Source organism: Haloplanus sp. HW8-1, assembly GCF_023703795.1.
Classification (GTDB): domain Archaea; phylum Halobacteriota; class Halobacteria; order Halobacteriales; family Haloferacaceae; genus Haloplanus; species Haloplanus pelagicus.
In genome coordinates this window covers 1,386,765-1,408,015 of sequence record NZ_CP098518.1, presented here as the reverse complement: position 1 = coordinate 1,408,015, position 21,251 = coordinate 1,386,765, and the positions used below count along the sequence as shown (strand labels likewise).

Annotated in this window: 23 protein-coding genes and 1 tRNA gene; 12 read left to right on the top strand and 12 right to left on the bottom strand. The window is 67.4% G+C overall.

From position 1 onward, the window contains the following. The first annotated feature begins 7 nt into the window (after positions 1-7). Entirely contained in the window at positions 8-2,641 is a 2,634-nt protein-coding gene (locus tag NBT82_RS07455) for a hybrid sensor histidine kinase/response regulator (protein WP_251330914.1), read from the top strand. Between the two features lie 18 nt (positions 2,642-2,659). On the opposite strand, the gene NBT82_RS07450 is transcribed toward NBT82_RS07455, so the two are convergent. From NBT82_RS07450 to NBT82_RS07440, 3 genes are all read right to left on the bottom strand, one after another. Beyond that, entirely contained in the window at positions 2,660-3,529 is an 870-nt protein-coding gene (locus tag NBT82_RS07450) for a beta-keto acid cleavage family enzyme (RefSeq protein WP_251330913.1), read from the bottom strand. Positions 3,530-3,760: 231 nt separating this feature from the next. Continuing rightward, a complete protein-coding gene (locus NBT82_RS07445) occupies positions 3,761-4,492 on the bottom strand; it encodes a haloacid dehalogenase type II (RefSeq protein WP_251330912.1) in 732 nt (243 codons plus the stop codon). A 420-nt stretch (positions 4,493-4,912) separates the two neighbouring features. Further along, positions 4,913-4,996: transfer RNA gene (locus tag NBT82_RS07440), tRNA-Leu, on the bottom strand. 83 nt (positions 4,997-5,079) lie between these two features. Between NBT82_RS07440 and NBT82_RS07435 the strand changes: the two genes are divergently transcribed. Then, positions 5,080-5,388: a cyclin family protein gene (locus tag NBT82_RS07435; protein WP_251330911.1), complete on the top strand. Its 309-nt coding sequence runs from the start codon at positions 5,080-5,082 to the stop codon at positions 5,386-5,388. 79 nt (positions 5,389-5,467) lie between these two features. Here NBT82_RS07435 and NBT82_RS07430 read toward each other — a convergent pair whose 3' ends face one another. The 5 genes from NBT82_RS07430 to NBT82_RS07410 all read right to left on the bottom strand — a co-directional run bounded on the left by NBT82_RS07430 (position 5,468) and on the right by NBT82_RS07410 (position 8,264). Beyond that, entirely contained in the window at positions 5,468-5,950 is a 483-nt protein-coding gene (locus NBT82_RS07430) for a phosphopantetheine adenylyltransferase (RefSeq protein WP_251330910.1), read from the bottom strand. Between the two features lie 59 nt (positions 5,951-6,009). Next, positions 6,010-6,513, bottom strand: a complete 504-nt coding sequence (locus NBT82_RS07425; RefSeq protein WP_251330909.1) for a winged helix-turn-helix domain-containing protein — start codon at positions 6,511-6,513, stop codon at positions 6,010-6,012. A 49-nt stretch (positions 6,514-6,562) separates the two neighbouring features. After that, the gene (locus NBT82_RS07420) at positions 6,563-7,639 is read right to left on the bottom strand and encodes a glutamate--cysteine ligase (protein ID WP_251330908.1); all 1,077 of its coding nucleotides are present in this window, start codon (positions 7,637-7,639) and stop codon (positions 6,563-6,565) included. Positions 7,640-7,755: 116 nt separating this feature from the next. Next, a complete protein-coding gene (locus tag NBT82_RS07415) occupies positions 7,756-7,941 on the bottom strand; it encodes a methytransferase partner Trm112 (RefSeq protein WP_251330907.1) in 186 nt (61 codons plus the stop codon). Between the two features lie 59 nt (positions 7,942-8,000). Next, positions 8,001-8,264, bottom strand: a complete 264-nt coding sequence (locus NBT82_RS07410; RefSeq protein ID WP_251330906.1) for a DUF2249 domain-containing protein — start codon at positions 8,262-8,264, stop codon at positions 8,001-8,003. A 103-nt stretch (positions 8,265-8,367) separates the two neighbouring features. Here NBT82_RS07410 and NBT82_RS07405 point away from each other — a divergent pair, with 103 nt between their 5' ends. Genes NBT82_RS07405 through NBT82_RS07385 form a run of 5 tightly spaced genes read left to right on the top strand, consistent with a single transcriptional unit; the run spans position 8,368 to position 11,183 of the window. Beyond that, positions 8,368-8,784 (top strand): SRPBCC family protein, encoded by a 417-nt coding sequence (locus NBT82_RS07405; protein WP_251330905.1) that lies wholly within the window; start codon positions 8,368-8,370, stop codon positions 8,782-8,784. 58 nt (positions 8,785-8,842) lie between these two features. Beyond that, entirely contained in the window at positions 8,843-9,142 is a 300-nt protein-coding gene (locus tag NBT82_RS07400; RefSeq protein ID WP_251330904.1) for a CGCGG family putative rSAM-modified RiPP protein, read from the top strand. 6 nt (positions 9,143-9,148) lie between these two features. Then, complete coding sequence (locus NBT82_RS07395) at positions 9,149-10,255, top strand: TIGR04053 family radical SAM/SPASM domain-containing protein (RefSeq protein WP_251330903.1); 1,107 nt, start codon at positions 9,149-9,151, stop codon at positions 10,253-10,255. 3 nt (positions 10,256-10,258) lie between these two features. After that, on the top strand, positions 10,259-10,588 hold the full coding sequence (locus NBT82_RS07390; RefSeq protein ID WP_251330902.1) for a hypothetical protein: 330 nt from the start codon (positions 10,259-10,261) through the stop codon (positions 10,586-10,588). A 25-nt stretch (positions 10,589-10,613) separates the two neighbouring features. Then, on the top strand, positions 10,614-11,183 hold the full coding sequence (locus tag NBT82_RS07385) for a DUF7998 family protein (protein ID WP_251330901.1): 570 nt from the start codon (positions 10,614-10,616) through the stop codon (positions 11,181-11,183). A gap of 7 nt (positions 11,184-11,190) precedes the next feature. Here NBT82_RS07385 and NBT82_RS07380 read toward each other — a convergent pair whose 3' ends face one another. After that, positions 11,191-12,513 (bottom strand): hypothetical protein, encoded by a 1,323-nt coding sequence (locus tag NBT82_RS07380; protein WP_251330900.1) that lies wholly within the window; start codon positions 12,511-12,513, stop codon positions 11,191-11,193. Between the two features lie 147 nt (positions 12,514-12,660). Between NBT82_RS07380 and NBT82_RS07375 the strand changes: the two genes are divergently transcribed. Next, positions 12,661-12,903: a DUF7120 family protein gene (locus NBT82_RS07375; protein ID WP_251330899.1), complete on the top strand. Its 243-nt coding sequence runs from the start codon at positions 12,661-12,663 to the stop codon at positions 12,901-12,903. Positions 12,904-12,935: 32 nt separating this feature from the next. Here NBT82_RS07375 and argH read toward each other — a convergent pair whose 3' ends face one another. Further along, positions 12,936-14,198 (bottom strand): argininosuccinate lyase, encoded by a 1,263-nt coding sequence (argH, locus tag NBT82_RS07370; RefSeq protein WP_251330898.1) that lies wholly within the window; start codon positions 14,196-14,198, stop codon positions 12,936-12,938. 210 nt (positions 14,199-14,408) lie between these two features. Between argH and NBT82_RS07365 the strand changes: the two genes are divergently transcribed. Further along, entirely contained in the window at positions 14,409-15,065 is a 657-nt protein-coding gene (locus NBT82_RS07365) for a class II aldolase/adducin family protein (protein WP_251330897.1), read from the top strand. Between the two features lie 31 nt (positions 15,066-15,096). Here NBT82_RS07365 and kce read toward each other — a convergent pair whose 3' ends face one another. Then, positions 15,097-16,032, bottom strand: a complete 936-nt coding sequence (gene kce / locus NBT82_RS07360; protein ID WP_251330896.1) for a 3,5-dioxohexanoate:acetyl-CoA acetone transferase — start codon at positions 16,030-16,032, stop codon at positions 15,097-15,099. Positions 16,033-16,616: 584 nt separating this feature from the next. Here kce and NBT82_RS07355 point away from each other — a divergent pair. Together NBT82_RS07355 and NBT82_RS07350 are read left to right on the top strand one after the other, a co-directional pair. Next, entirely contained in the window at positions 16,617-17,390 is a 774-nt protein-coding gene (locus tag NBT82_RS07355; RefSeq protein ID WP_251330895.1) for an SDR family NAD(P)-dependent oxidoreductase, read from the top strand. Between the two features lie 68 nt (positions 17,391-17,458). Further along, complete coding sequence (locus NBT82_RS07350; protein ID WP_251330894.1) at positions 17,459-19,462, top strand: AMP-binding protein; 2,004 nt, start codon at positions 17,459-17,461, stop codon at positions 19,460-19,462. Between the two features lies 1 nt (position 19,463). On the opposite strand, the gene NBT82_RS07345 is transcribed toward NBT82_RS07350, so the two are convergent. Then, positions 19,464-20,087, bottom strand: coding sequence for a ferredoxin--NADP reductase (locus NBT82_RS07345; protein WP_251330893.1), 624 nt, complete (start codon positions 20,085-20,087; stop codon positions 19,464-19,466). Positions 20,088-20,207: 120 nt separating this feature from the next. Between NBT82_RS07345 and NBT82_RS07340 the strand changes: the two genes are divergently transcribed. Then, a complete protein-coding gene (locus NBT82_RS07340; RefSeq protein ID WP_251330892.1) occupies positions 20,208-20,879 on the top strand; it encodes a TIGR00266 family protein in 672 nt (223 codons plus the stop codon). Positions 20,880-21,251 lie beyond the last annotated feature (372 nt).

Sequence of the window (21,251 nt, the reverse complement as noted above, 5' to 3'; positions counted from 1 at the left end):
GACGACGATGAGTGCGCCAATCGAACGCATCCACGTGGTCCACGTGGACGACGACACCGCCTTCGGGGAGATGGCGGCAATCTATCTCGAACGGGAGGACGACCGCATCGAGGTCGAAACAGTCACGAACGTCGACGAGGCGTTGGCCCGCCTCGACGACCATGTCGACTGCGTCGTCTCCGACCACGAGATGCCCGGACGGGACGGCCTCGAATTCCTCGAACGGGTCCGTGAGCGATACCCCGATCTACCCTTCATCCTTTTCACCGGTAAGGGGTCCGAAGCGGTCGCGAGCGAGGCAATCTCCGCCGGCGTGACGGACTATCTCCAGAAGGAGACGGGGACCGAACAGTACGAACTGCTAGCCAATCGGATCGCGAACGCGGTGGAGGCCACCCGATCCAGTCGGTTGTTGACGGAGCGAACGCGCCGGCTGGAGACGCTGATCAGCAACCTTCCGGGGATGGTCTATCGGTGTCGAAACGATCCGAACTGGTCGATGGTGACCGTCGAGGGCGAAGTCGAGGCGCTCACCGGCTACCCCGCCGAGACGCTGGAACGAAACGAGGTGAAGTGGGGCGAATCGGTCCTTCACCCAGACGACCAGGAGGCGACGTGGAACGCCGTCCAGGAGTCGCTGGCGACCGACGGGACCTTCGAGACCACGTACCGGATCGTCACCAAGGACGGTACCATCAAGTGGATGTGGGAGCGCGGTCGCCGCGTCGACACGGACGACGACGGGGCCGCGGCGCTGGAGGGATTCATCACCGACATCACCGAGCGGCGGGAACGCGAGCGGAAACTACGTCGCTACGAGCGCATGGTGAACACGATGCAGGAGTCCGCCTGCATCTACGATAGGGACGCTCGGTTCGAGGTCGTGAACGAGTATCTGGCCGACTTCTACGGGACGGCGCCGGCCAAACTCGAGGGCGAGCGGAGCTACCTCGTCCCGACGATCCGGGCGAACGCGGACGGGGACCCGTTCCAGGAACTCCTCGACGGCGAACGCGACGTGGTCCAGGGCGAGGTGACGGGGACGTTTCCCGACGCGGGGGACGCGGTACTGTCGTATCGCCTCACGCCGCTGATCGTGGACGGAACCGTCGACGCCGTCGTGGGCGTCACCCGCGATATCACCGAACGACGGGCGCGCGAGGCGTCGCTCAGGGCGGAACGGGAGAAGATTCGGCGGCTCTTCGAGACCAGTCCCGTCGGCATCACCATCCTCAGTCCGGACGGGACCATCGAACGGGCCAACCAACGCGCCCAGGAGACCCTCGGACTCACGCGCTCCGAGATCACCGATCGCATGTACGACGATCCGGAGTGGCGGATCGTCGACGACGACGGCGATCCGATCCAGAGCGACGACCTCCCGTTCCGCCGCGTCGTCGAGACTGGCGAACCCGTGTCGGACTACGAACACGGCATCGAGTGGCCCGACGGTCAGCGCCGGTGGCTCTCGATCAACGCCGCACCCCTGACGACGCCGGAGGGCGACATCGAATCGGTCGTCGCGGTGGTCAAGGATCTCACCGAACGTCGCGAACGGGAACGCGAACTCGAACGGCGGACCGAGGAGTTGGAGACCCTGTCCACCGAGTTCGAAGCGCAGTACCGGTATCTCTTCGAGGAGGCCCCGGTTATGGCGGCCGTCACCCGGGCGGAGGATACGGGACCGGTCGTCGAGGACTGCAACCGCCAGTTCGTCGAGACGCTCGGCTACGAGAAGGCGGCCCTCGTCGGCCGCGACCTCGCGTCCCTCTATGCACCCGGCTCTCGGCGGGAACTCCTCGGCGACAACGGCTACGACCGCGTGCTCGCTGGCGAGGCCGTCAACGAGGACCGAACGCTGCTCGCTGCCGACGGGACGGCCGTCGAGACGCTGTTGCGGGCCGTCCCGCGACGGGACAGCGACGACGAGATCGTCGGCTCCTTTGCTTTTTATGTCGACATCACCGAACGGAAGGAACTGAGACGGAAAAAGGAGCGACTGGACGAGTTCACGAGCATCGTCTCCCACGACATACGGAACCCCCTGAACGTCGCACAGGGCCAAGCCGAACTCGCTCGCGAGACCTGCGACAGCGAGCATCTCGACGCCGTGATCCGGGCACACGAACGGATGCAGACGCTGATCGAGGATCTGCTCGCACTCGCGCGGAGCGGGAAACACATCGACGACCCGGAACCGATCCCGCTCGAAACGCTGGTCCGGTCCTGCTGGCTGAACATCGAGACGGGCGCGGCGACGCTCGCCGTCGACGCCGACACGACGATCCGGGGCGACCGAAGCCGCCTCAAGCAACTGTTGGAGAACCTCGTCCGGAACAGTGTGGAGCATGGCTCCACGACCAATCGGACGGAGTCCGATGACAGCGTCGAACCGCTCACCGTCACCGTCGGTACGATGGACGGCGGCTTCTACGTGGAGGACGACGGGCCGGGGATCCCCGACGCGGATCGCGAGCGCGTGTTCGATCCCGGCGTTTCGACCGCCGAGGACGGCACCGGCTTCGGACTGAGTATCGTCGAACAGGTGGCCGAGGCACACGGGTGGACAGTTCGGATCACCGACGGGACCCGGGGCGGTACGCGGTTCGAAATCACCGGCGTCGAGTTCGTCGAGACGTGATCGCCGGGGGCGGTCCCGTCACGAGAGTTCGGACCGGACGTCGTCGGGGGTCGCGACCGTCCCGCCGGCCGCTTCGATCTCGCGTTTCGCGTGTGTCACCCACTCGACGTTGGTCTTCTCCGTTCCCAACGGGGCGTCCTCCAAACCGACGCGGACGTGGCCGCCGTGTTCGACCGCCTCGGAGACTAGCGGCGTGATATCGACGCCGAGTCCCGAAATCATCCAGGGGGCGTCTCCGGCTTCGTCGGCCAGCAGTCGTCGGAGACTGGTCAGCGCGTACGGTTCCGGCGGATAGTTGAACGTGAAGTCCTCGGTGAACATGAACCGATAGACCGGTTGTCCGATGCCGTCGAACCGGTCGGCCAGCGCTGCACCGAGTCGGATGAATCCCGGTTCGTAGACGGCGTACGAGGGCGACGCTCCGTGGCGCCCCGCTACTTCGAGCCCCTTCCGGATGTGTTCTTCGGGATTTAGGTAGAGGTCGCCCGGTTCGTCGCGAGCGACGGCCTCGTACGTCGTCGAATTGATGCTGCCGGGGTCGACGACCGACCACTCTAGGAGCCCTCGCCGGCCGAGTTCGTCGTGGTTGGCGAACCGCTCCTCCGCGGAGACCGTCGGGTCGACCCCGATCCCAGTCGACGGAGTGGTGGGGTAGACCACCGCATCCACCCGGTCCTGGATCCCCTCGATGATTCGGGCGTAGACGTCGGCGTCGTCGTCCTCCTCGTCCGCGGCGGGATCGAAGGCGTGGACGTGAACGATCGCTGCGCCGGCCTCGGCACACGCGACGCCCTGTTCGATACACTCCTCGACGGTGGTCGGCGATCCGGGCTGTCGCTCCTTCCCCCAGCGCCCGTTTATCGCCGCCTCGATCCACGTGTTCGACACGTCCGGTCGATTCGACACACATCACAAAAAATACCAGTGCTGGATCGTCCGCCGGTCTCGGACCTGACGGACGGTCCCGGATCAAGAGGCCACGGAACCCGCCTCCGCGGGAGCGGCCCGCGTCGGCGTGATCGTTTCCCCCGACGTCGGCTGGGACGGGGCGACACGTCCGGCGTCCGCGGCGGTGAGCCGGCGGGTGACACGTGCTGTCGGCCGGGTGACCCTCCCTCGTCAGGCCAGCGGCGGGGCGTCGAGACGGTCCGCGAGGTCCGCGAAGTCGTCGACCACGAGGTCGTATGCGGACTCGTCGGGTTTCTCGGCGCTATCGGCCCCGTCGCCCCCCCACTCCTGCGGTCGATGGACGTACGCCGTGTGGAAGCCGACGTCGCGACTCGCCTCGAGGTCACCCTCGTGTGCCGCGACCATCATGACGTCGTCGACGTCGAGATCCAGGAGGTCCGCCGCGGTCAGGTACACCTCCTCGTCCGGCTTGTAGTGCCCCGCGAGTTCCGCCGAGAGGATCAGATCCCAGGGGATCCCCGCCCGTTTGGCCATGTTCGTGAGCAGCCGCACGTGACCGTTCGAGAGCGGGGCGATCACGTACTGTGCCTCGAGCCGTCGCAGGCCGGGGATCGCATCCGGCCAGGGGTCGAGGCGGTGCCAGACGCGGTTGAGGTGAGTGATCTCCCGTTCGGTCAGCCCCTCGATCCCGAACCGGTCGAGCAACCCGTCGAGCGACTCCCGGTGGAGTGCGTCGAGGTTTCGCCAGGGCGTCTCTCCTCGGCGGACGCGATCCAGCGAGGGGTCGTACGCCTCACGCCAGGCGTCGGCAAACGCCGCCCAGTCGACGGTGAGATCCTTCGAGTCCCCGATCCGCCTCCCGTCGCGGACGACGCCACTCCGCCAATCCACGACCGTGCCGAACACGTCGAAGACGAGGGCCTCTACGCTCGGAGTCGTCATCCGGAGCCGCCCCGCACGGAACGACGTCGCGGGCGACCGTTCCGCACGGCCGTTCGACGGGGTGCAACTGGACGAGTCATACGGAATCGAGCGGTCGAACGAAGTTGACTCTTTTGCCGACCGGGGATCGACTCCGGACTCTCGTCCGAGACGACGCCGATCGATGTCCGCCGGCGTTCCGTTGGGCGGGGGTGGATTCGACCCGCTGCGGACGTGTTCGCTCATGGGCGGGACCGGATTCGAACCACGCCCGAGAACCTGCACCTTCGGCGCAGAACCTCGGTCTACCACAAATCCGTGCCTGCTCTTCGCTCACTGCGTTCGCTCATGGGCGGGACCGGATTCGAACCACGGTCACTCCGATTCGCTCCGTTCCCTGGTTCAAATCCGTGCCTGCTCGTTCGTCGCTTCGCTCCTCACTGCGCGGGACCGGATTCGAACCGGCGGACCCCTACGGGACAGCGTCCTAAGCGCTGCGCCTTTTCCTGGCTTGGCTACCCGCGCGCACCACGGACTTGCCACCGACCGGGGTAAGTAGCTGTCGTTCCGCTCGAGAGTTTAAGTGTGCGGCCGGCGTAGGACCGCCCATGTATCGAGCGCGGGACCGCGTCGACAACGAGGAGTGGGTGGCTCGCTTGACGCGGGCGGCCGACGGTCTCGATCTCGGTGGCGAGGCGCGGACGAACGCAGTCGACCTGTTTCTCTCCCACGTGCCCAGCGAGGAGCGGTCGAAGCCGACCGTGGCGGCTGCCAGCCTCTACGCCGGGGCGTTGATCGCCGGCGAGGAACGCTCGCAGGGGTCGGTCGCGGCGGCGATGGACGTCACGCGACTGAGCGTCCAGCGACAGTGGAAGGACCTGTTGGCGGACGCGGGGTTCCGTCCACCGGAGTGGTAATAGGGCCCATCGTCCGCCAGAACCGGCCGTCGTCGACGATTGGGCGGCGACTGTCGGGATACGATTACGACGCTCCCTCTCAGTCCGTCTCGGGGGCCCGCTCGGGCGTGAGGTTCCCGTGGCGGTCGATCTCGCCGCGGACGATACGGGTCGAAGAGATACGCTCGCCGTCCTCGGCGGGGACGTGGTCGACCATCTCGATCCGGAGGGGTGCGAGCCCCCGGGACTCGCGGATCTCGTTGATGCGCTCGGCACCCGCACGGGTCTCCGGGGAGACGACGATGGCGTCGAAGCCGGCTTCGGTGGCGATGCCGGTCGCATCGTCGAGCCGGCGAATCTCGTAGATGCGGTCGTGTGTCGCCGCGAGGGATTCGAGTTCCGCGTCGACGTCCGCCCGTCGCTCCTCGAAGGGGCGAACGTGTCGGGGCACCGTCCGCGTCTCGGCGGCGAGGCCGTCGCTCGTGAGACCGACGGTCACGTCACCCAGTTCGAACGCCCGATCGAACAGGGCTCGGTGTCCGTCGTGAACCGGGTCGAACGTCCCACCAAGCGCGACCTGCATGTGCGCTTCCACGGATCGGCGAGCCTTAAACGGGTCGACTCACGGCGTCCGACCCCCGGCTATTCGTCGGTATCCTCCACGGTGATTCGGACGGGATCGGTCTCCTCGTCGTCCTCCCTTTCCCCGTCGTCGTTCAACTGTCGATCGAGGTTGAACACCGCGTTCAGTTGCTCCTGTACCTGTCCCACGACGCCCCGAACGAGCGTGCTCGGCGCGATGGCCTCGTACTCGTAGGGGTTGTTGCCGGCGCCCGCGCTCTCGCGTTTGTGACGCTCGACGGTCTCTTCCTCGTTGAGTTGGGCCAGTGCCTCGCGAACCGTACTGGGATAGAGCCCGGTCCCCTCGGCAATCTCCTCGCTCGTCGAGCAGGGATGCTGTCTGAGGTAGACGTAGATCCGGGCCCGGGTTTCGGTGTCCAGTACCCACGCCAGCAGATCGACAACGCTCTCGTCGAACTCCGTCACCGCACGGTCCGCCTCGGCCTCCAGTCGCTCTCGGGCCGATACCTCGCCGTCCGTTTCGTTGGCCGCGTCGGGCCGCTCGGAGCCGTGCTCTTCTGACATGTGTTCTCTGCATAAGGTCAGAAGCCGGCGAACAAAAGGCTTGCTCCGATCAGGACAGGAGCAGCGACTCGCGGAGGGCGTCGGCCCCCGCCTCGCGGTGGCGGCGTCGCTGGGCGGCGGCACCGCTCGGCGTGTCGAACAGATCACGGATGCCGTCGACGCCGAGACGATCACACTCGCGGTCGACGAACGTTCCGAGCGAGACGGTATCCTCGCCGGATCGCGTGACAAAGGACGCGTCGTGGCCGTAGCGCATCGCGCGCCACTTGTTCTCGTCGAGGAACTCGCGACGGAGGGTCGGGAGCGTCTCGCCGTCGGCGTAGCGCTCGGCCAGATCGAGGACCAGAGCGTGGACGTACTCGACGATCGCGAGCACGCGGTCGGGATCGGCCTGCGCGTCGGGCGTGCGCACCTCGACGGTGCCGTGGCCCGTGTGCGGGCGAACGTCGTACCAGAGTTCGCCGCGGTCGTTGATCGACCCGGTTTCGACCATCCGCCGCTCGAACCGCCGGTAGGCGTCGAAGTCGTCGAACGCCGTCGGGATGCCCGTGTTCGGGAGGTTCTCGAACACTTTCGCGCGGGCGGAAGAGAGACCGGTGTCGAACCCGTTCCAGAACGGCGAGTTGGCCGAGAGCGCGAGGATCGGGGGGAGGAACCACCGGAGGTGGTTGGCGATCCAGGTCGCCTTGTCGGCGTCGTCGACGCCGACGTGGACGTGGAGTCCGGCCGTCGTGTTGCGGTGCTGGGGGTACTGAATCCGATCGAGTTGGGCGCGGTATCGTTCCTTGGTCGCGTGGTCGAGTTCCCGCCACTTCGCCGTCGGGTGGAGGCCGGCCGCCGCGATCCGATAGCCGTGGTCGGCGGCGTGATCGGTCAGTGCCTCGCGAACTGTCGACAGCGCGCCGGCCGCGTCGGACGGCCGTTCGATCAACGGCGTCTGTGTCTCGATCGTGAACTGGAAGAGTTCGTGATCGAGGCGGTCGATCAGCGGGTCCGGCGGGTCGCTCCCGTAGACCAGATCGTCGATCCCGGCGGTCGGCCGCCCCGCCTCGTCGACGATGTAGAACTCCTCTTCGATGCCGAGCGTGCCCATTCGCTCGAACGCGTCCCGCGAGCCGAGATCCATCGACGCGTGGTTCGCGGCCGCCGATTAAATAAGTCGTGGACGCCGACCGGCCCGACCGCGGCCCGTCGGGCGTCAGTACCGGGTGTCGGCATCGCCGCCGTCGGCGACGGCCTGTCTCAGTCGTCGCGCATGTCCGGCGGCAGCAGATTGGGGATGCCGTCCTCGATCGGGTATACCTCGCCCGTGACGGTCCCGATGAGGCGTCCTTCGACGATCTCCTCGCCGTCGCGCTCGTCGACCTCGAGTTCGAGATCACTCTTGTCCAGCGGGTCACAGAGGATCTCCATCAGGGATTCTTTCATTACTCGGGAGGTAGCGGTCGGTCGGTAAAAATCCACGGGTCCGGTCGAGCGGACGGCCGTCACTCCACCCAGACGGCCGTCACGACGCGGTCGTCGCGCTCGACGGTGTCGTACGCGAACCCCCGGTCGTCGAGCCGGGGGAAGAGATGCTGTGGGACCCGGTCGTTCACCTGGACGAAGACGCCGTCGCTGTCCATCTCGGCTAGCGTCTCCAGTGTCAGTTTCAGCGGCTCCGGCGGGGGCAGCTCGCGCACGTCACACACCTCGGGACTGGCTGTCGGCGGTGCGTCCGTCTCGGTCAGTAGCGTTTCGACGCCTGACATACCTCCCCGTTACGGGTCGGTGGTCGAGGCACTTTCCCCGAACAGGTTCGACACGGAGATCACCGTACCCGGGGTTCATGTGACTGGCAGGAGGACGACGACCATGGCGACAGTCTCCGTCTCACGGACGGTCACGGCGCCGGAATCGACGGTTCGGGACGCGATCACGGACGTCGGACCGTTCATGCGTGCCGCCGGCTTCGACGAGGTGATCGTCGAGGGCGACGAGATCCGTCTCACCAATCGGGTGGGCATCGCCGAACTCCAGTTGACCCTGGGGATCCTTGACCTCGACGACGCCGTCCTCGCCTACGAGCAGCGCGACGGGATGTTCGAATCGATGCGTACCGTCTACCGGTTGGAGTCGATCGACGCGACCACCGTCCGCGTCGAGGCGACCACCGACTTCGCGCTCGACGTGTCACTCGTCGGTGATCTGCTCGACAGTACGGTCGTCAGCCGACAGCGGCGCCGCGAACTCGACGCCCAGTTCGACTACCTCGAAACGCTCGGCGAGTGACGCACTCCCGAACCTGTTCGGGCAACCGCTTTGGGAGGAGCGTCGACAACCGACGACCATGACGACACACGACGACGCCGAGACGAGCACCGAGACGGCCCACGAGACGTCGTGGTCGGCGAACCTGGAGGGTCCCGAACACGCCGCCGACAGAGACATGATGGTCGGGGAGGCACTCGCCGCCGTCGAACACACCACGTCCGGGAACCACGTCAACCTCGTCACCCACGGCGACCACGGCCATCCCTCGACGTATCTCTACGCGGAACTGCGGGAGGCCTTCGACGGGGTGGACGTGGAGTACGTCGACCAGTGTGGCTGTGGCGGCCACGTCACACGGGTCCACGTGGAGGAGTGACTGCCAGTGCACCCGAACGCGGTCGACACCGACCGACGGCCGTTCGTCCTCGTGTGGGAACTCACGCGGGCGTGTGAACTCACGTGCAAGCACTGTCGGGCGGACGCCCAACCCGAGCGCCACCCGGACGAACTCACCACCGCTGAGGGGAAGGCGCTCCTCGACGAGGCGCGCCGCTTCGGCGAGAACCAACTCGTCGTGCTCTCGGGGGGCGACCCGCTCGCCCGCGACGACACCCTCGACCTCGTGGCGTACGGCGCGGACCGGGGCCTCCTGATGACGCTCACGCCGAGCGGGACGACGTCGCTGACGCCGGAGCGGGTCGAGGCCCTCACCGACGCTGGCGCCCGTCGACTCGCGGTGAGCGTCGACGGGGGATCGCGGGCCGCCCACGACGAGTTTCGGGGCGAGCCCGGAAGCTTCGACGCCACCATCCGGGCCGCGCGGGCCGCCCGCGACGCCGACCTCCCCCTCCAGATCAACACGACCGTCTGTGCGGAGACGGTCGACCAACTCCCGGCGATCCGCGACCTGGTCGCGGACCTCGGGGCCGTGCTGTGGTCCGTCTTCTTTCTCGTCCCCATCGGCCGTGGCGCCGTCCTCGACTCCATCTCGCCGACGCGCGCCGAGCGGGTGGTGGAGTGGTTGGCCGACGTCGAGGCGGCGGCCGACTTCGGGATCAAGACCACCGAGGCACCCCACTACCGACGGGTCGCGCTGCAGCGCCGGACCGACGGCGACGGGACCGACGGCGACGCGGCCGACACCATCGGCCGCCGGGTCGGCATCACCGCCGGCGACGGGTTCGCCTTCGTCAGCCACGTCGGCGACGTGTACCCCTCGGGATTTCTCCCCGAGGCGGCCGGGAACGTCCGCGAGACGAGCCTCGTGGACTGCTACCGGGAGGCCGACCTGTTCACCGATCTCCGCGATCCGGACGCCCTCCGCGGGAAGTGTGGCGCCTGCGGGTACCGCGGCGTCTGTGGCGGGAGTCGCTCGCGGGCCTACGCCCAGACCGGCGATCCGCTCGCGAGCGACCCCCTGTGTGCGTACGTGCCGGAGGGGTACGACGGACCGCTCCCCGAGGGTCAGGAGCCGCGCTCCCGCGTTTGAACCATGTCCTCACAACTCACGTCACCGACCGGAGAGCCGGCCTCGGCCGCGGAGGCGGAGGTCACCGACAGGAACGCCGGGACCCGTCTCGATTCCCACCTCCGTGACCGCGGCGTCGCCGTCGCCGAACGGGAACTCGCGACGGCCCTGGCGCGACTCGACGACCTCTCGCCGGCCCAGCGACGGATCGTGGCGTCGATGGCCGGCCGGATCGTCGCGGACGTCCTCGCGCCGGCCCGCGAGGCCGTCGACGGCGACGCGGATTCGCCGGTCGCGACCGAGGCGGTCGGACGACTGTTCCTCCCGGACGAAGATGTTCGGGACGAGGGGTAGGTATCGGGACGCCCTCCGTTCACCCATGCCCCTCGTCCCCCGTCCCTGGTCGAGCGATAGCGACGACTTCGACGACTACGACGCGTTCCGGCCGGCGAACCTGCCCGAACCGGGCCGGTTCCTCGACGGGCACGCCGTCCTGACTGGCCGCGAGCATGCCGCGTTCCACCGGCTGACGCGCGAGCAGTTCGAGGAACGCACCGTCTACGACGTCACCTTCGGCTACAACCTCGCGCGGCTGAACCTCGATACTCGACATCCCGACGCGGGCTACCGCTACGCCGTCGACGCCGACGAGCCGTCGGTCCTGCGGGCGGAGTTCACGCCGACGACCGAGTTCTGTCCGCAAAGCGATACGCTGGCGACGGCGTCGTTCCGGGCGTGGAACGCCGAGGCGGTCGGCCCGTCCCACGAGTTCGATCTCGTCCGCGTTCGGGTCGCCCCCATGCACGAGGCGAGCGACCGAATCAACGGCCGACTCGCCGAGTTGGAGGCGTCGTACCGCAATGCGGGATCGGTCCCCGACGACGAGGGGGACGTCCGGACGACCGGCGCCGACGGCGTCGGGACCGACAGGCCGTCGACCCCGTTCTGACGCCGGTTCACTCGCCGCGTGTCGACCCGAATGCGGGTCCACGACCCGACAACCCCGGCGCGTGTCGCCAGATGACGAGCGATAGGTTCGCCGCGACGGTGACGAGTCCGAGGCCGAGTGCGCCGCCGCCGACGACGACGAGACCCGGGCGTGCGAACAGGTCGCCCGCGACGAGGAGGGCGCCCCCGCCCGCGACGAGATACAGGTCGGCCCTCGCCAGCCGACCGTCGTAGAGGTCGTCGATCATCGGCACGTCCTCGAAGCCGAGTCGGTCGCTGTAGCGGTGGACCCAGACGAGGAAGGGAACGACGTGATAGAGCGTCCCGACGAGGACGAACAGGAGCGTTAGCGCGAGCAGGTGGCCGGCATCGGGGGCGCCGAGACGGGTCGTCGCGTCGAGCGGGGCGCGGAGCCACGCCGGAACGGTGAGTGCCGCCCACGCCAGCGCGGTGGGCACGAGGAGCGCGTACCGAACCAGCATCGGGGTCCGGGCCGCCCGCGCGTCGGCGAGCAGGCGGGCGAGGACGAGGATGAAAGCGAGGACGCTCGTAAGGAGGAGCACGGCGCCGACGCGGGCCAGCGGTGCCGAGCCGACGAGACGGGCGAGCGCGAGCAGAACGACGCTGACCGGATACGCCACGGTCTCTACCCGTTGGAGACGGCGGTCGAGTCCGTCCAGTTCCGTCTGGCCGAACATCGGGACGAGCTGGTACAGCGCCCCGAAGACGGTCGTGAGGACGGCACCGAAGACGGCGAGCGTGGCGTGAGCCCCCACGACCCCGCCACGGGTGACCGGGAGGGAGTCGAACACGGGCGAGACGAAGCCAGTCGCGAGCAGGAGACCGAGCGGCGTCAGGGCGACGAAGCAACCGAGTGCCACGGCGAAGTGGCGCTCGGTCACGTCGAGCGGACGCGCCGCCGCGAGCGTCCGGCCGACGTTGTACGCGAGGGTCCAGAACCCCAGGAGCACGAGCGCGCCGGCCGGAGGGAGCACCGCCAGTCGGTTGCTCAGGAAGCCGGCGGCCAGACCCAGGAGGCCGCCGCCGACGAGCCACAGTTGGGCGCGCGCCAGCCGGCGGGAGTGGAGGGCCGTCCCGGACCACACCGGGACGAACTGCGTCATCGCGCCGGCGATGGTGAGACAGACGAACCCGACGAGCAACAGGTGGAGGTGAGCGAGACGGGCGAGGCCGGGAACGAGACCGAGCGCGTCGCCGAGGCCGACCCCAGTGCCGACGAGCAGGAAGGCCAGAGCGATCACGAAGTGCCACAGTGGGATCGCGAGCGGCGGCTGCCGGTCCGTATCGACGTCGGCGGGCACCGTTGACATACCCGCCCCTACGACGCGCTCGTCCCTCGCTTCGGGCCCGAACGTGTTCGGCTCCGCCGGCTCGGCCGACCGTGGCGACCGGGTGACGGCCACGTCACCCCCGTCGAAACCAGGTTTTTAACATAGAGGAACGCCTGAGTGGAGCATATGCCTTCCGCCGAAATTTCGTTGCCGGACGACGTGGATATCGAGATCAGACAACTCGTCGAAGAGGGGGAGTTCATCAACCGCGATCAGGCCGTGGAGGAACTGCTCTCGCTCGGCGTGTCGGCGTACACGACCGACGACTCGCCGAATCAGGCGGCCGACGAGGACCTGTTCACGCAGGTCGTCGACGACCAGCAGGACCCCGCCATCCGCAACGAGTCCGACGACGAACACACCCTGTGAGGCGGCCGACCCGAGGGTGGTAACTCCTCGGATCAGGCGACGTCCCCGGACAGGAGGCGCTCGGACATCCCGTCGAACGACTCCCGCTCGGCGCGCCAGAACTCCCGCAGGTCGCCGAGCGGTTGGCGGACCGGCTCGGCCACGTCGTCGTGGACCTCGTACTCCTCGCTCGCTTTGACCTCGTGGTAGGCGTCGCGGAACGCCATCCCGTCTTGGACTTTCCGGTTGGCGGTGTAGGCGGCGAAGATGCCCTCGTCGACGGTGAACTCCTCGGAGAGTTCGAGCGCCCCGATCAACGGCGTGAGGATGTCGACGGTGGCCCGAACCGTATCGATCCCTTCGATCAGGTGCTTTTTCGTCTGCTGGCTGTCCCGGTTGTAGCCACTCGGGAGTTTGCCGATGATCCGCCGGATCGTCTCCTTGCCCGCCGACACCTCCTCCGCCTTCGCGCGTGCCAGTTCCAGGATGTCCGGATTGCGTTTCTGGGGCATGATACTGCTGCCCGTGCAGTAGTCGTCCGGCAACTCGAAAAACTGCTGGTCCTCTGAGAAGTTGATGAGGTCCTCGGCCAACTTCTGGACGTCGAGCATCACCAGATCCAGCGTCTGGAGCAGTTGGAGTTCCTGTTTGCCGCGGTTCGAGCAGTAGATCGGGTTGTGCTGTTTCTGGGAGAACCCCAGTAGTTCCGTCGTCAGGTCCCGGTCGATATCGAGGCTCGTGCCGTAGGACGCGGCGGCGCCGAGGGGGTTGGCGTCGACGACGCGGTAGGTCGCCCGGAGCGACTTCAGGTCGTCGACGAGCGCGTCGGCGTAGCTCGACGCCCACAGCCCCGTCGAGGACGGCATCGCCTGTTGCTGGTGGGTGTATCCCGGGATCAGCATGTTCTTCTCGGCCGCGAACGTATCGAGTGCGTCGACGAACTCGAGGATGCGGGTCGCGAGGTCGATGGTCGCGTCTTTCATGAACAGCCGCGTGTCGACGAATATCTGGTCGTTGCGCGACCGGGCGAGATGCATCTTCTTGCCCGCCGGCGTCCGTTCGGTAACTCGTTCCTCGACGAACGTGTGGACGTCCTCTCCTTCGACCTCGTCGGCCTCGTGGTAGAGGTCGGTGAGCGCCGTCCGGAGGTCCCCGAGTTCGTCGTCGGTGAGAAAGCCCTGCCGATGGAGCATCGTCACGTGCGCGAGGTTCGTCAGCACGTCGTACGGGAGAAACCGGTTCTCGAACTCTTTCGGCTCCATCGTGTACTGGAGCGTCGCCTCGCTCGCGGAATGATCGGTATTCTCCCAGAGCATGGCTCCGCCTACCCGAGGAACCGTACTAAGGGTTTTCGTACGGTGCCGACGCACGGTCCCGCCCTGTCGTCGTCGGGCCGGACCGGCGGTTTCGACCGGCCGCTCACGTCGAAGAACTCACCACGGGGGCCGTCGAAAGGCGACTGTGACGGCCACGCCGCGACTGACGGATCGCGCGGGAGACGGACCAGACGAGACGACGAACACACAATGACTGACGAGCTACAGTACGGCACGGACCGACGGACGGTCAGCGACCTCGGGCGGGCGATGCTCGAACAGGGGCTGACCAAGGGAACGGGCGGCAACGTGAGTCAACGGTGTACGGACGGCGAGACGGTCGCCATCAGCCCCTCCGGTGTCCCCTACGAGGACGTCACACCGGAGCGGGTCCCGCTGGTGACACTCGACGGCGACCGGGTTGCGGGCGACCTCGACGCGTCGAGCGAGACGCCGATGCACGCGACGATCTACCGCCGGCGTGAGGACGTCGGCGGCATCGTCCACACCCACTCCCCGTACGCCAGCACCTTCGCGTCCCTCGGGGACCCGATCCCGGCCTCTCACTATCTCGTCGCCTTCGCCGGCGATCGAGTGCCCGTCGCGGGCTACGAGAAACCGGGGAGCGAGGAACTCGGGGACCTCGCCGCCGAGACGATGGGGACGGACTACGACGCCTGTCTGCTCCAGAACCACGGTACCATCGCGGTCGGCGAAACCGCCGAGGCGGCCCTCGAAGTGTCGATGATGGTCGAGTACTGCGCGCGGATCCACTACCAGGCGATCAGCGTCGGCGATCCGATCGTCCTGCCCGACGAGGAGGTCGATCGGTTGCGGTCGATGTTCGAGAGCTACGGACAGCACTGACCGCCGCCGGCGGACGGGCGAACGCTCGGACTCAGAAGTTCGTCCCGGACTGTCCCTTCAGTCCGAGGAGCTCCCGCGTCTCGGCCGGCGTGGCGATCTCCCGTCCCGCGATCTCGCGGGTCAGACGAACCATCTTTTCGACCATCTCGGCGTTGCTCTCGGCCAGACGACCGCGTTCGAGATAGAGGTTGTCCTCCAGGCCCACACGGGCGTGTCCGCCCATCGAGACCGCCTGCGTCCCGAGGGGGAACTCGTTGCGACCGGCGCCGATGACGGAGACGGAGAAGTCGTCGCCGAACAGGTCCTCCGCCACGTCGACGAGGTGGTTCAGGTTCTTCGCGCTCGCGCCGATACCTCCGTGGATGCCCATGACGAGTTGGATGTGAAGGGGCGTCTCCAACAGCCCCCGATCGACCAGGTGTTTGGCGTTGTAGAGATGGCCCACGTCGTACACTTCGAGTTCCGGCTTGGTGCCGTGGTCCTCGAAGACCGGGAGGATCGTCTCCAGGTCCTCGAAGGTGTTCTGGAAGACGAGATCCCGGGTTCCGTCGAGATACGCCGCCTCCCAGTCGTACTCGAACTCGTCGTACTTGTCCAGCAACTGGTAGAGCCCGAAGTTGATCGAGCCCATGTTACAGGAGGCCATCTCGGGTTCGAGTTCGGGGACGACCTGGATGCGTTCCTCGGGCGCCATGGTCGGCGCCCCGCCGGTCGTCGGCTGCACGATGGCGTCGCAGTTGGCCGCGATCCTCTCCGCGACCTCGCGAAACAGGTCGAGGTCGGTGACGGGTTCGCCCGTCTCCTCGTCGCGGACGTGAACGTGGACGATGCTCGCCCCGGCCTCGGCGGCAGCGATCGCCTCGTCGGCGATCTCCCGGGCTGTGATCGGCAGGTGAGGGGACATGGTCGGCGTGTGGATCGCTCCGGTCACCGCACAGGAGACGATGGTCTTGTCGAATTCCCGCATAGGCGGAGGCGACGCACGGAGCCATCATATGTGTGGTGGGTCAGCACGGTCGTTCGGTTCGGCACGGTAACGGGCGGAACGACGCCCCGGTACCGCCGAGGTCCTCCCAGTGGCGACGATCGACGACCAACCTAACACTTTCGAGTGATATATTTGAATCCGATAGGTTCAGAAGACGACAATCGTCCTCCCGATCACGCCCCGGGTGGCGGCCGTGACGATAGCGGATCGTATCGACAACACACCCAGTCGACCGCGTCTAGTCACGATCCGTCCAACCGTATCCAGTTCCGATCGTCCGCGTCGGCGGCCCGGCGGTCGAAGATCCGTCCGGAGCGTCGTTTCGGCGGTGTCGGCGGGATTCGGTGTCTCGTTCGGGCACGTCGACGACCGGGGACGACGGATGGGGGTCGGTCCCAGTCGATATATCACCTTCGAAGTATATCTTAATCGGTTACAGTGTTCGTGAAAGTTCGCGTCACCGACGATCCGTGGTCCACCGCTCGTGGTCGTGTCGCAATCGCCCGCACCGAGTTGGGACGATGGGGGCAACGGCTAAGTCGTCGACTCCCAACCGGTGGGCCGTGGCCTACGAACACACACCCGTGACGGTCGAGGGGAAACGAGCAGTCGTGATCGGCGGAACGAGCGGGATCGGTCGCGCGCTCGCGCGGGGGTTTGCGGCCGACGGCGCGGACGTGGTGGCGACGAGTCGGACCGAAGCGGCGGTCGCGGACACCGCGGCGGAACTGCGGGATCTCGGCGCCGAGACGGTCGAGGTGACGAGCGACGTGACCGATCGCGAGAGCATCGCGGCCCTCCGGGAGACCGTCGTCGACGGCCTCGGCGGCGTGGACGTACTCGTCAACTCCCAGAGCACCATCTCGCGCACGGCCCTGTCCGACGGGACCGAGGAAGACTGGCAGCATGTATTCGACGTGCAACTCGACGGCACCTATCGCGCGACACAGCAGTTCGCCGAGCGGATGGACGAGGGGTCGATCCTCAACATCTCCTCCATCTCGAATCGGCTGGCGATCCCGGATCTCGTCCCCTACACGACGGCGAAGGGCGGCATCGACTCCTTCACACGGGTCGCAGCGAAGGAACTCGGTCCAGAGATCCGGGTCAACGCGATCAAACCCGGCTTCGTGCGCTCGGAACAGACGGAGGGTGCCTACGACGAGGACACCGACCGGTACCGCGAGATTGCCCGGCGGACGGTCCACGGCCGCATGGCCGACCCGGAGGAGGTCGTCGGCGCCGCGATCTACCTCGCGAGCGACGCAGCAAGTTACACGACTGGAAGCGTGCTGACCGTGGACGACGGCTTCACCGCCGACGCCTTCGGCGAGTGAGGCGACGGCGCCGACAGGTCACTGTTGGACACGAAATTATATTACCGTCTCGTGGTAGAGTTCGGAGCATGGCTCCGGAGCGTGAGAAGCGAACGGACGCGGTGGTTCATCACCCCTCCCGCGAGTTCGTCGAATCGACGAACGTCTGGGAGTTCATGCAGACGTACGACATCGACGACTACGACGAGTTGATCGAGCGGACCACCTCCACGGTCCCGGGTGAGCCGCGTTCCGGCGTCGACTGGTTCTGGGACGCACTCGTCGACTATCTCGACATCGAGTTCGACGAGGGGTACGACGCGATCCGGAACGACGCCGAGGGGCCGCAGTTTACGGAGTGGTTTCCCGGGGCTCGGATCAACGCCGCCCACAACGTCCTCGACCGACACGCCGCCCCGGACGCCGAACCCCGAAACAAGGTGGCCTGCATCTGGGAGGGCGAACCCGGCGACGTCCGGGAGGTCACGTACCACGAACTCCACCGGGAGGCCAACCGCGTCGCCAACTATCTGGAGTCACGAGGCGTCGGGACTGGCGACACCGTCGCTCTCTACATGCCCATGGTTCCGGAGGTCGTCGCCATCCTCTATGGCTGTTTCAAGGTCGGCGCGATCGCGGTGCCAGTCTTCTCCGGGTTCGGCGTCGACGCGACGGCGACGCGAATCGCCGACGCCGAACCGACCGTCCTGTTCACCGGCGACGGCTTCTACCGCCGCGGCGAGCACGTGACGCTGAAGGGGACCGCCGACGAGGCCATCGCGGAGGCAGGTCAGGTCGATCACACGGTCGTCTACGACCGCCTCGGGCTGGTCGGCGATGGGGAGATTCCGTGGGACGAGACGCGCGACGAGCGCTGGACGGCGGCGGTCGGCGAGGCCAGCGACGACTACGAGACGGAGTCCCTGGACGCCAACCAGGAGTCGATGCTGCTGTACTCCTCGGGAACGACCGGAAAGCCGAAAGGGATCGTTCACACCCACGCCGGCGCGCTCTTACAGGCGGCCAAGGAGGTCTACTTCGGGATGGATCTGAAGCCGTCCGACCGCTTTTTCTGGGTCAGCGACATCGGCTGGATGATGGGACCGTGGATGCTCATGGGCACTCACGCCCACGGCGGGACGGTGTTCATGTACGAGGGTGCACCGGACCACCCCGAACCGGACCGCTTCTGGCGGATGATCGACGACCACGGCCTCACGCAGTTCGGCATCTCGCCGACCGCCATTCGGGCGCTCCGGAAGCGGGGCGACGAGTGGGTCGACGACCACGACCTCTCCACGCTCCGCGTACTGGGATCGACCGGCGAGCCCTGGGACCCCGAGTCGTGGCTCTGGTTCTACGAGGCGGTCGGCGGCGGCGACACGCCGATCGTCAACATCTCGGGCGGCACCGAGATCATGGGGTGTTTCCTCATGCCCATGCCCATCAACTCGCTCAAGCCCTGCACCCTCGGCGGGCCGGGGCTCGGGATGGACATCGACATCGTCGATCGGGATGGGGAGTCGATAGCGAATACACACGAGCGGGGGTTCCTCGTGGCGCGTGATTCCTGTCCGAGCATGACGAAGTCGCTGTGGAGTGGCGACGAGCGATACCTTGCGGAGTACTGGAGCAGTTGGCCGGACCTCTGGGACCACGGCGACTGGGCGCAGAAAGACGAGGACGGCTTCTGGTTCCTGCACGGCCGCGCGGACGACGCCCTCAACGTCGCGGGTCGAAAGGTCGGCCCTGCCGAGGTCGAGGGGGCCGCGATGGAACACGACGCCGTCAACCAGGCCGCCGCCATCGGCGCCGACGACGACACGACGGGAACGGCCGTGGTCCTCTATGTCGTCCTCGAAGCGGGCGAGGAGGAGAGCGACGACCTGCGCGAGGCGATCCGACGCACCGTCGGCGAGGAACTGGGCAAGCCGTTCCGACCCCGTGAAGTGTTGTTCGTCGACGCCTTCCCCAAGACCCAGAGCGGAAAGATCATCCGCCGGGCCATCGAGGGCGTCTATCGCGGCGAGGAACTCGGCGACATGAGCAGCATCGAGAACCCAGAGGTGCTCAACGACATCGCGGACGCGTAGGCTACCGCGACCCGAAACTCTCCGCCCGCAGAGTGTCGACCCCGGCAGCCCCGGCGACCGTCTTCGCGTCCCGGACGAACGATTCGAAGCCGAAGACGTACACCGTCGCGTCCCCGGCGGCGGCGAGCGTGTCCGCCGCCTCGTCCAGCGACTCGACGAGGAGGACCGTCGCCCCGTCGGTTTCGAGGGCGTCGAGGCGGTCGCGGTGGGGCGGGTCCCGGCCCCAGAAGACGACCGTCGCGTCGTGATCGGTCGCACGGGCGCGCTCGGCGATGCCGACGGCCGGCCCGATCCCCGGCCCCTCGGCGAGGATCACCACCGATCCCTCGCCGGTGTAGCGCACGTCGCCGAAGGGGCCCTCGACTTCGATCGTATCGCCCGGCCGCCGCTCGGCGAGCCACGGGGCGAGGGTCCCCTCGGGGACGTACTCCACGGTCACCTCCATCGTCCCGTCGGTATCGGGCGAGGAGATGGTGTAGTAGCCGGTCTCCTCCACCCCGTCGACCGTCGCGCGGATCAACAGGAACTGGCCGGGTTCGGCGTCGAACCCGTCGGGCGTCTCCAGTTCCAGCGCGACGGTTCGCTCGCCGACGGTCTCGACGGCTTCGATCGTGACCTGTGGCATACGTCGGGGCCACGGGCGGCAGGGATAAACCTCCGACGATCCGCGGCGCGGCTGCACGCTCCGAGACGCTGGACAAGAGTTATGATCGTCTCCCCCGCTCGTCCACGTGGGGAACCCTCCATGAAGGCAGACTTCTCCCACCGACCGTCGTACACACACCTGACCGTCGAACTCGCCGACGGCGAGTCCATCGTCGCCGAACCGGGGGCGATGGTGGGCCACTCCCCGACCGTCTCGGTCGAAACCTCGACCAGCCGCGATGGCCTGTTGAGTTCCGCGAAGTCCATGCTCGGCGGCGAGTCCATCTTCGCCAACGAGTTCGTCGCCGAGGGCGGCCCGGGGACGGTGACGCTCGCCCCCTCGTCGCCGGGCGACGTGCTGCAACACGAACTCGACGACGAGACGCTGTACGCCACGGACGGGGCCTTCCTCGCGGCCACGCCCGGGGTCGACATCGACAGCGAACTCGGCGGCCTCAAGTCGATGCTCGGCGAGGCCAGCCTGACGCCGCTCGCGCTGAAGGGGACGGGCACCACCTTCCTCGACGCCTACGGCGGCCTCGAACGCCTCGACCTCGACGCGGGTGAGTCCTACGTCCTCGACAACGAACACCTGATCGCGTGGGACGACACGATCGACTTCGGGACGCGGAGCGTCGGCGGCCTGAAGTCCTCGCTGCTGGGCGGCGAGGGACTGGTCTTCGAGTTCACCGGTCCCGGAACCGCCTGGTACCAGACCCGCGACCTCGACGCCTTCGTCTCCGTCATCCAGCCACGGCTGACGACGAACTGACCCGACCGCCGATCCGCCCGCCGGCCCGGGAGCCGCCACCGCGTCGAACGGTACCGGGTCCGCGCGGACGGTCGAACCTCCGGCCCGACGGCCGAGCGGCCACTGCTCCCGTCGGCGCCCGAAACGCGACATATAGTAGTTCCGACTATTTACCATATATTCATTTCTATTGATTTTCGAGATCCCCCGAACCGCACGAGTGACGGAGCGGACCCGAGAACCGGACGCGGGCCGCCAGTACCCGTGCTGACACCCGTTCGTCGACGGATCGAGACGATGGTAATCGATCGCCGCCGCCGAGACGTCGGAACGGGAACGCGACCCTCTCGACGCCCGCGTCGCCGAACGTCGAGTGGGGTGACTCGGCGTCGC

Bases quoted from the DNA above. Each gene is read 5' to 3' on its own strand.
- NBT82_RS07350 (WP_251330894.1), top strand. From the start codon at position 17,459: ATGGCTCCGGAGCGTGAGAAGCGAACGGACGCGGTGGTTCATCACCCC.
- NBT82_RS07425 (WP_251330909.1), bottom strand. From the start codon at position 6,513: ATGTCAGAAGAGCACGGCTCCGAGCGGCCCGACGCGGCCAACGAAACG.
- NBT82_RS07405 (WP_251330905.1), top strand. From the start codon at position 8,368: ATGGCGACAGTCTCCGTCTCACGGACGGTCACGGCGCCGGAATCGACG.
- NBT82_RS07385 (WP_251330901.1), top strand. From the start codon at position 10,614: ATGCCCCTCGTCCCCCGTCCCTGGTCGAGCGATAGCGACGACTTCGAC.
- NBT82_RS07340 (WP_251330892.1), top strand. From the start codon at position 20,208: ATGAAGGCAGACTTCTCCCACCGACCGTCGTACACACACCTGACCGTC.
- NBT82_RS07430 (WP_251330910.1), bottom strand. From the start codon at position 5,950: ATGCAGGTCGCGCTTGGTGGGACGTTCGACCCGGTTCACGACGGACAC.
- NBT82_RS07400 (WP_251330904.1), top strand. From the start codon at position 8,843: ATGACGACACACGACGACGCCGAGACGAGCACCGAGACGGCCCACGAG.
- NBT82_RS07375 (WP_251330899.1), top strand. From the start codon at position 12,661: ATGCCTTCCGCCGAAATTTCGTTGCCGGACGACGTGGATATCGAGATC.
- NBT82_RS07415 (WP_251330907.1), bottom strand. From the start codon at position 7,941: ATGAAAGAATCCCTGATGGAGATCCTCTGTGACCCGCTGGACAAGAGT.
- NBT82_RS07365 (WP_251330897.1), top strand. From the start codon at position 14,409: ATGACTGACGAGCTACAGTACGGCACGGACCGACGGACGGTCAGCGAC.
- NBT82_RS07435 (WP_251330911.1), top strand. From the start codon at position 5,080: ATGTATCGAGCGCGGGACCGCGTCGACAACGAGGAGTGGGTGGCTCGC.
- kce (WP_251330896.1), bottom strand. From the start codon at position 16,032: ATGCGGGAATTCGACAAGACCATCGTCTCCTGTGCGGTGACCGGAGCG.
- NBT82_RS07420 (WP_251330908.1), bottom strand. From the start codon at position 7,639: ATGGATCTCGGCTCGCGGGACGCGTTCGAGCGAATGGGCACGCTCGGC.
- argH (WP_251330898.1), bottom strand. From the start codon at position 14,198: ATGCTCTGGGAGAATACCGATCATTCCGCGAGCGAGGCGACGCTCCAG.
- NBT82_RS07455 (WP_251330914.1), top strand. From the start codon at position 8: ATGAGTGCGCCAATCGAACGCATCCACGTGGTCCACGTGGACGACGAC.
- NBT82_RS07410 (WP_251330906.1), bottom strand. From the start codon at position 8,264: ATGTCAGGCGTCGAAACGCTACTGACCGAGACGGACGCACCGCCGACA.
- NBT82_RS07390 (WP_251330902.1), top strand. From the start codon at position 10,259: ATGTCCTCACAACTCACGTCACCGACCGGAGAGCCGGCCTCGGCCGCG.
- NBT82_RS07380 (WP_251330900.1), bottom strand. From the start codon at position 12,513: ATGTCAACGGTGCCCGCCGACGTCGATACGGACCGGCAGCCGCCGCTC.
- NBT82_RS07345 (WP_251330893.1), bottom strand. From the start codon at position 20,087: ATGCCACAGGTCACGATCGAAGCCGTCGAGACCGTCGGCGAGCGAACC.
- NBT82_RS07445 (WP_251330912.1), bottom strand. From the start codon at position 4,492: ATGACGACTCCGAGCGTAGAGGCCCTCGTCTTCGACGTGTTCGGCACG.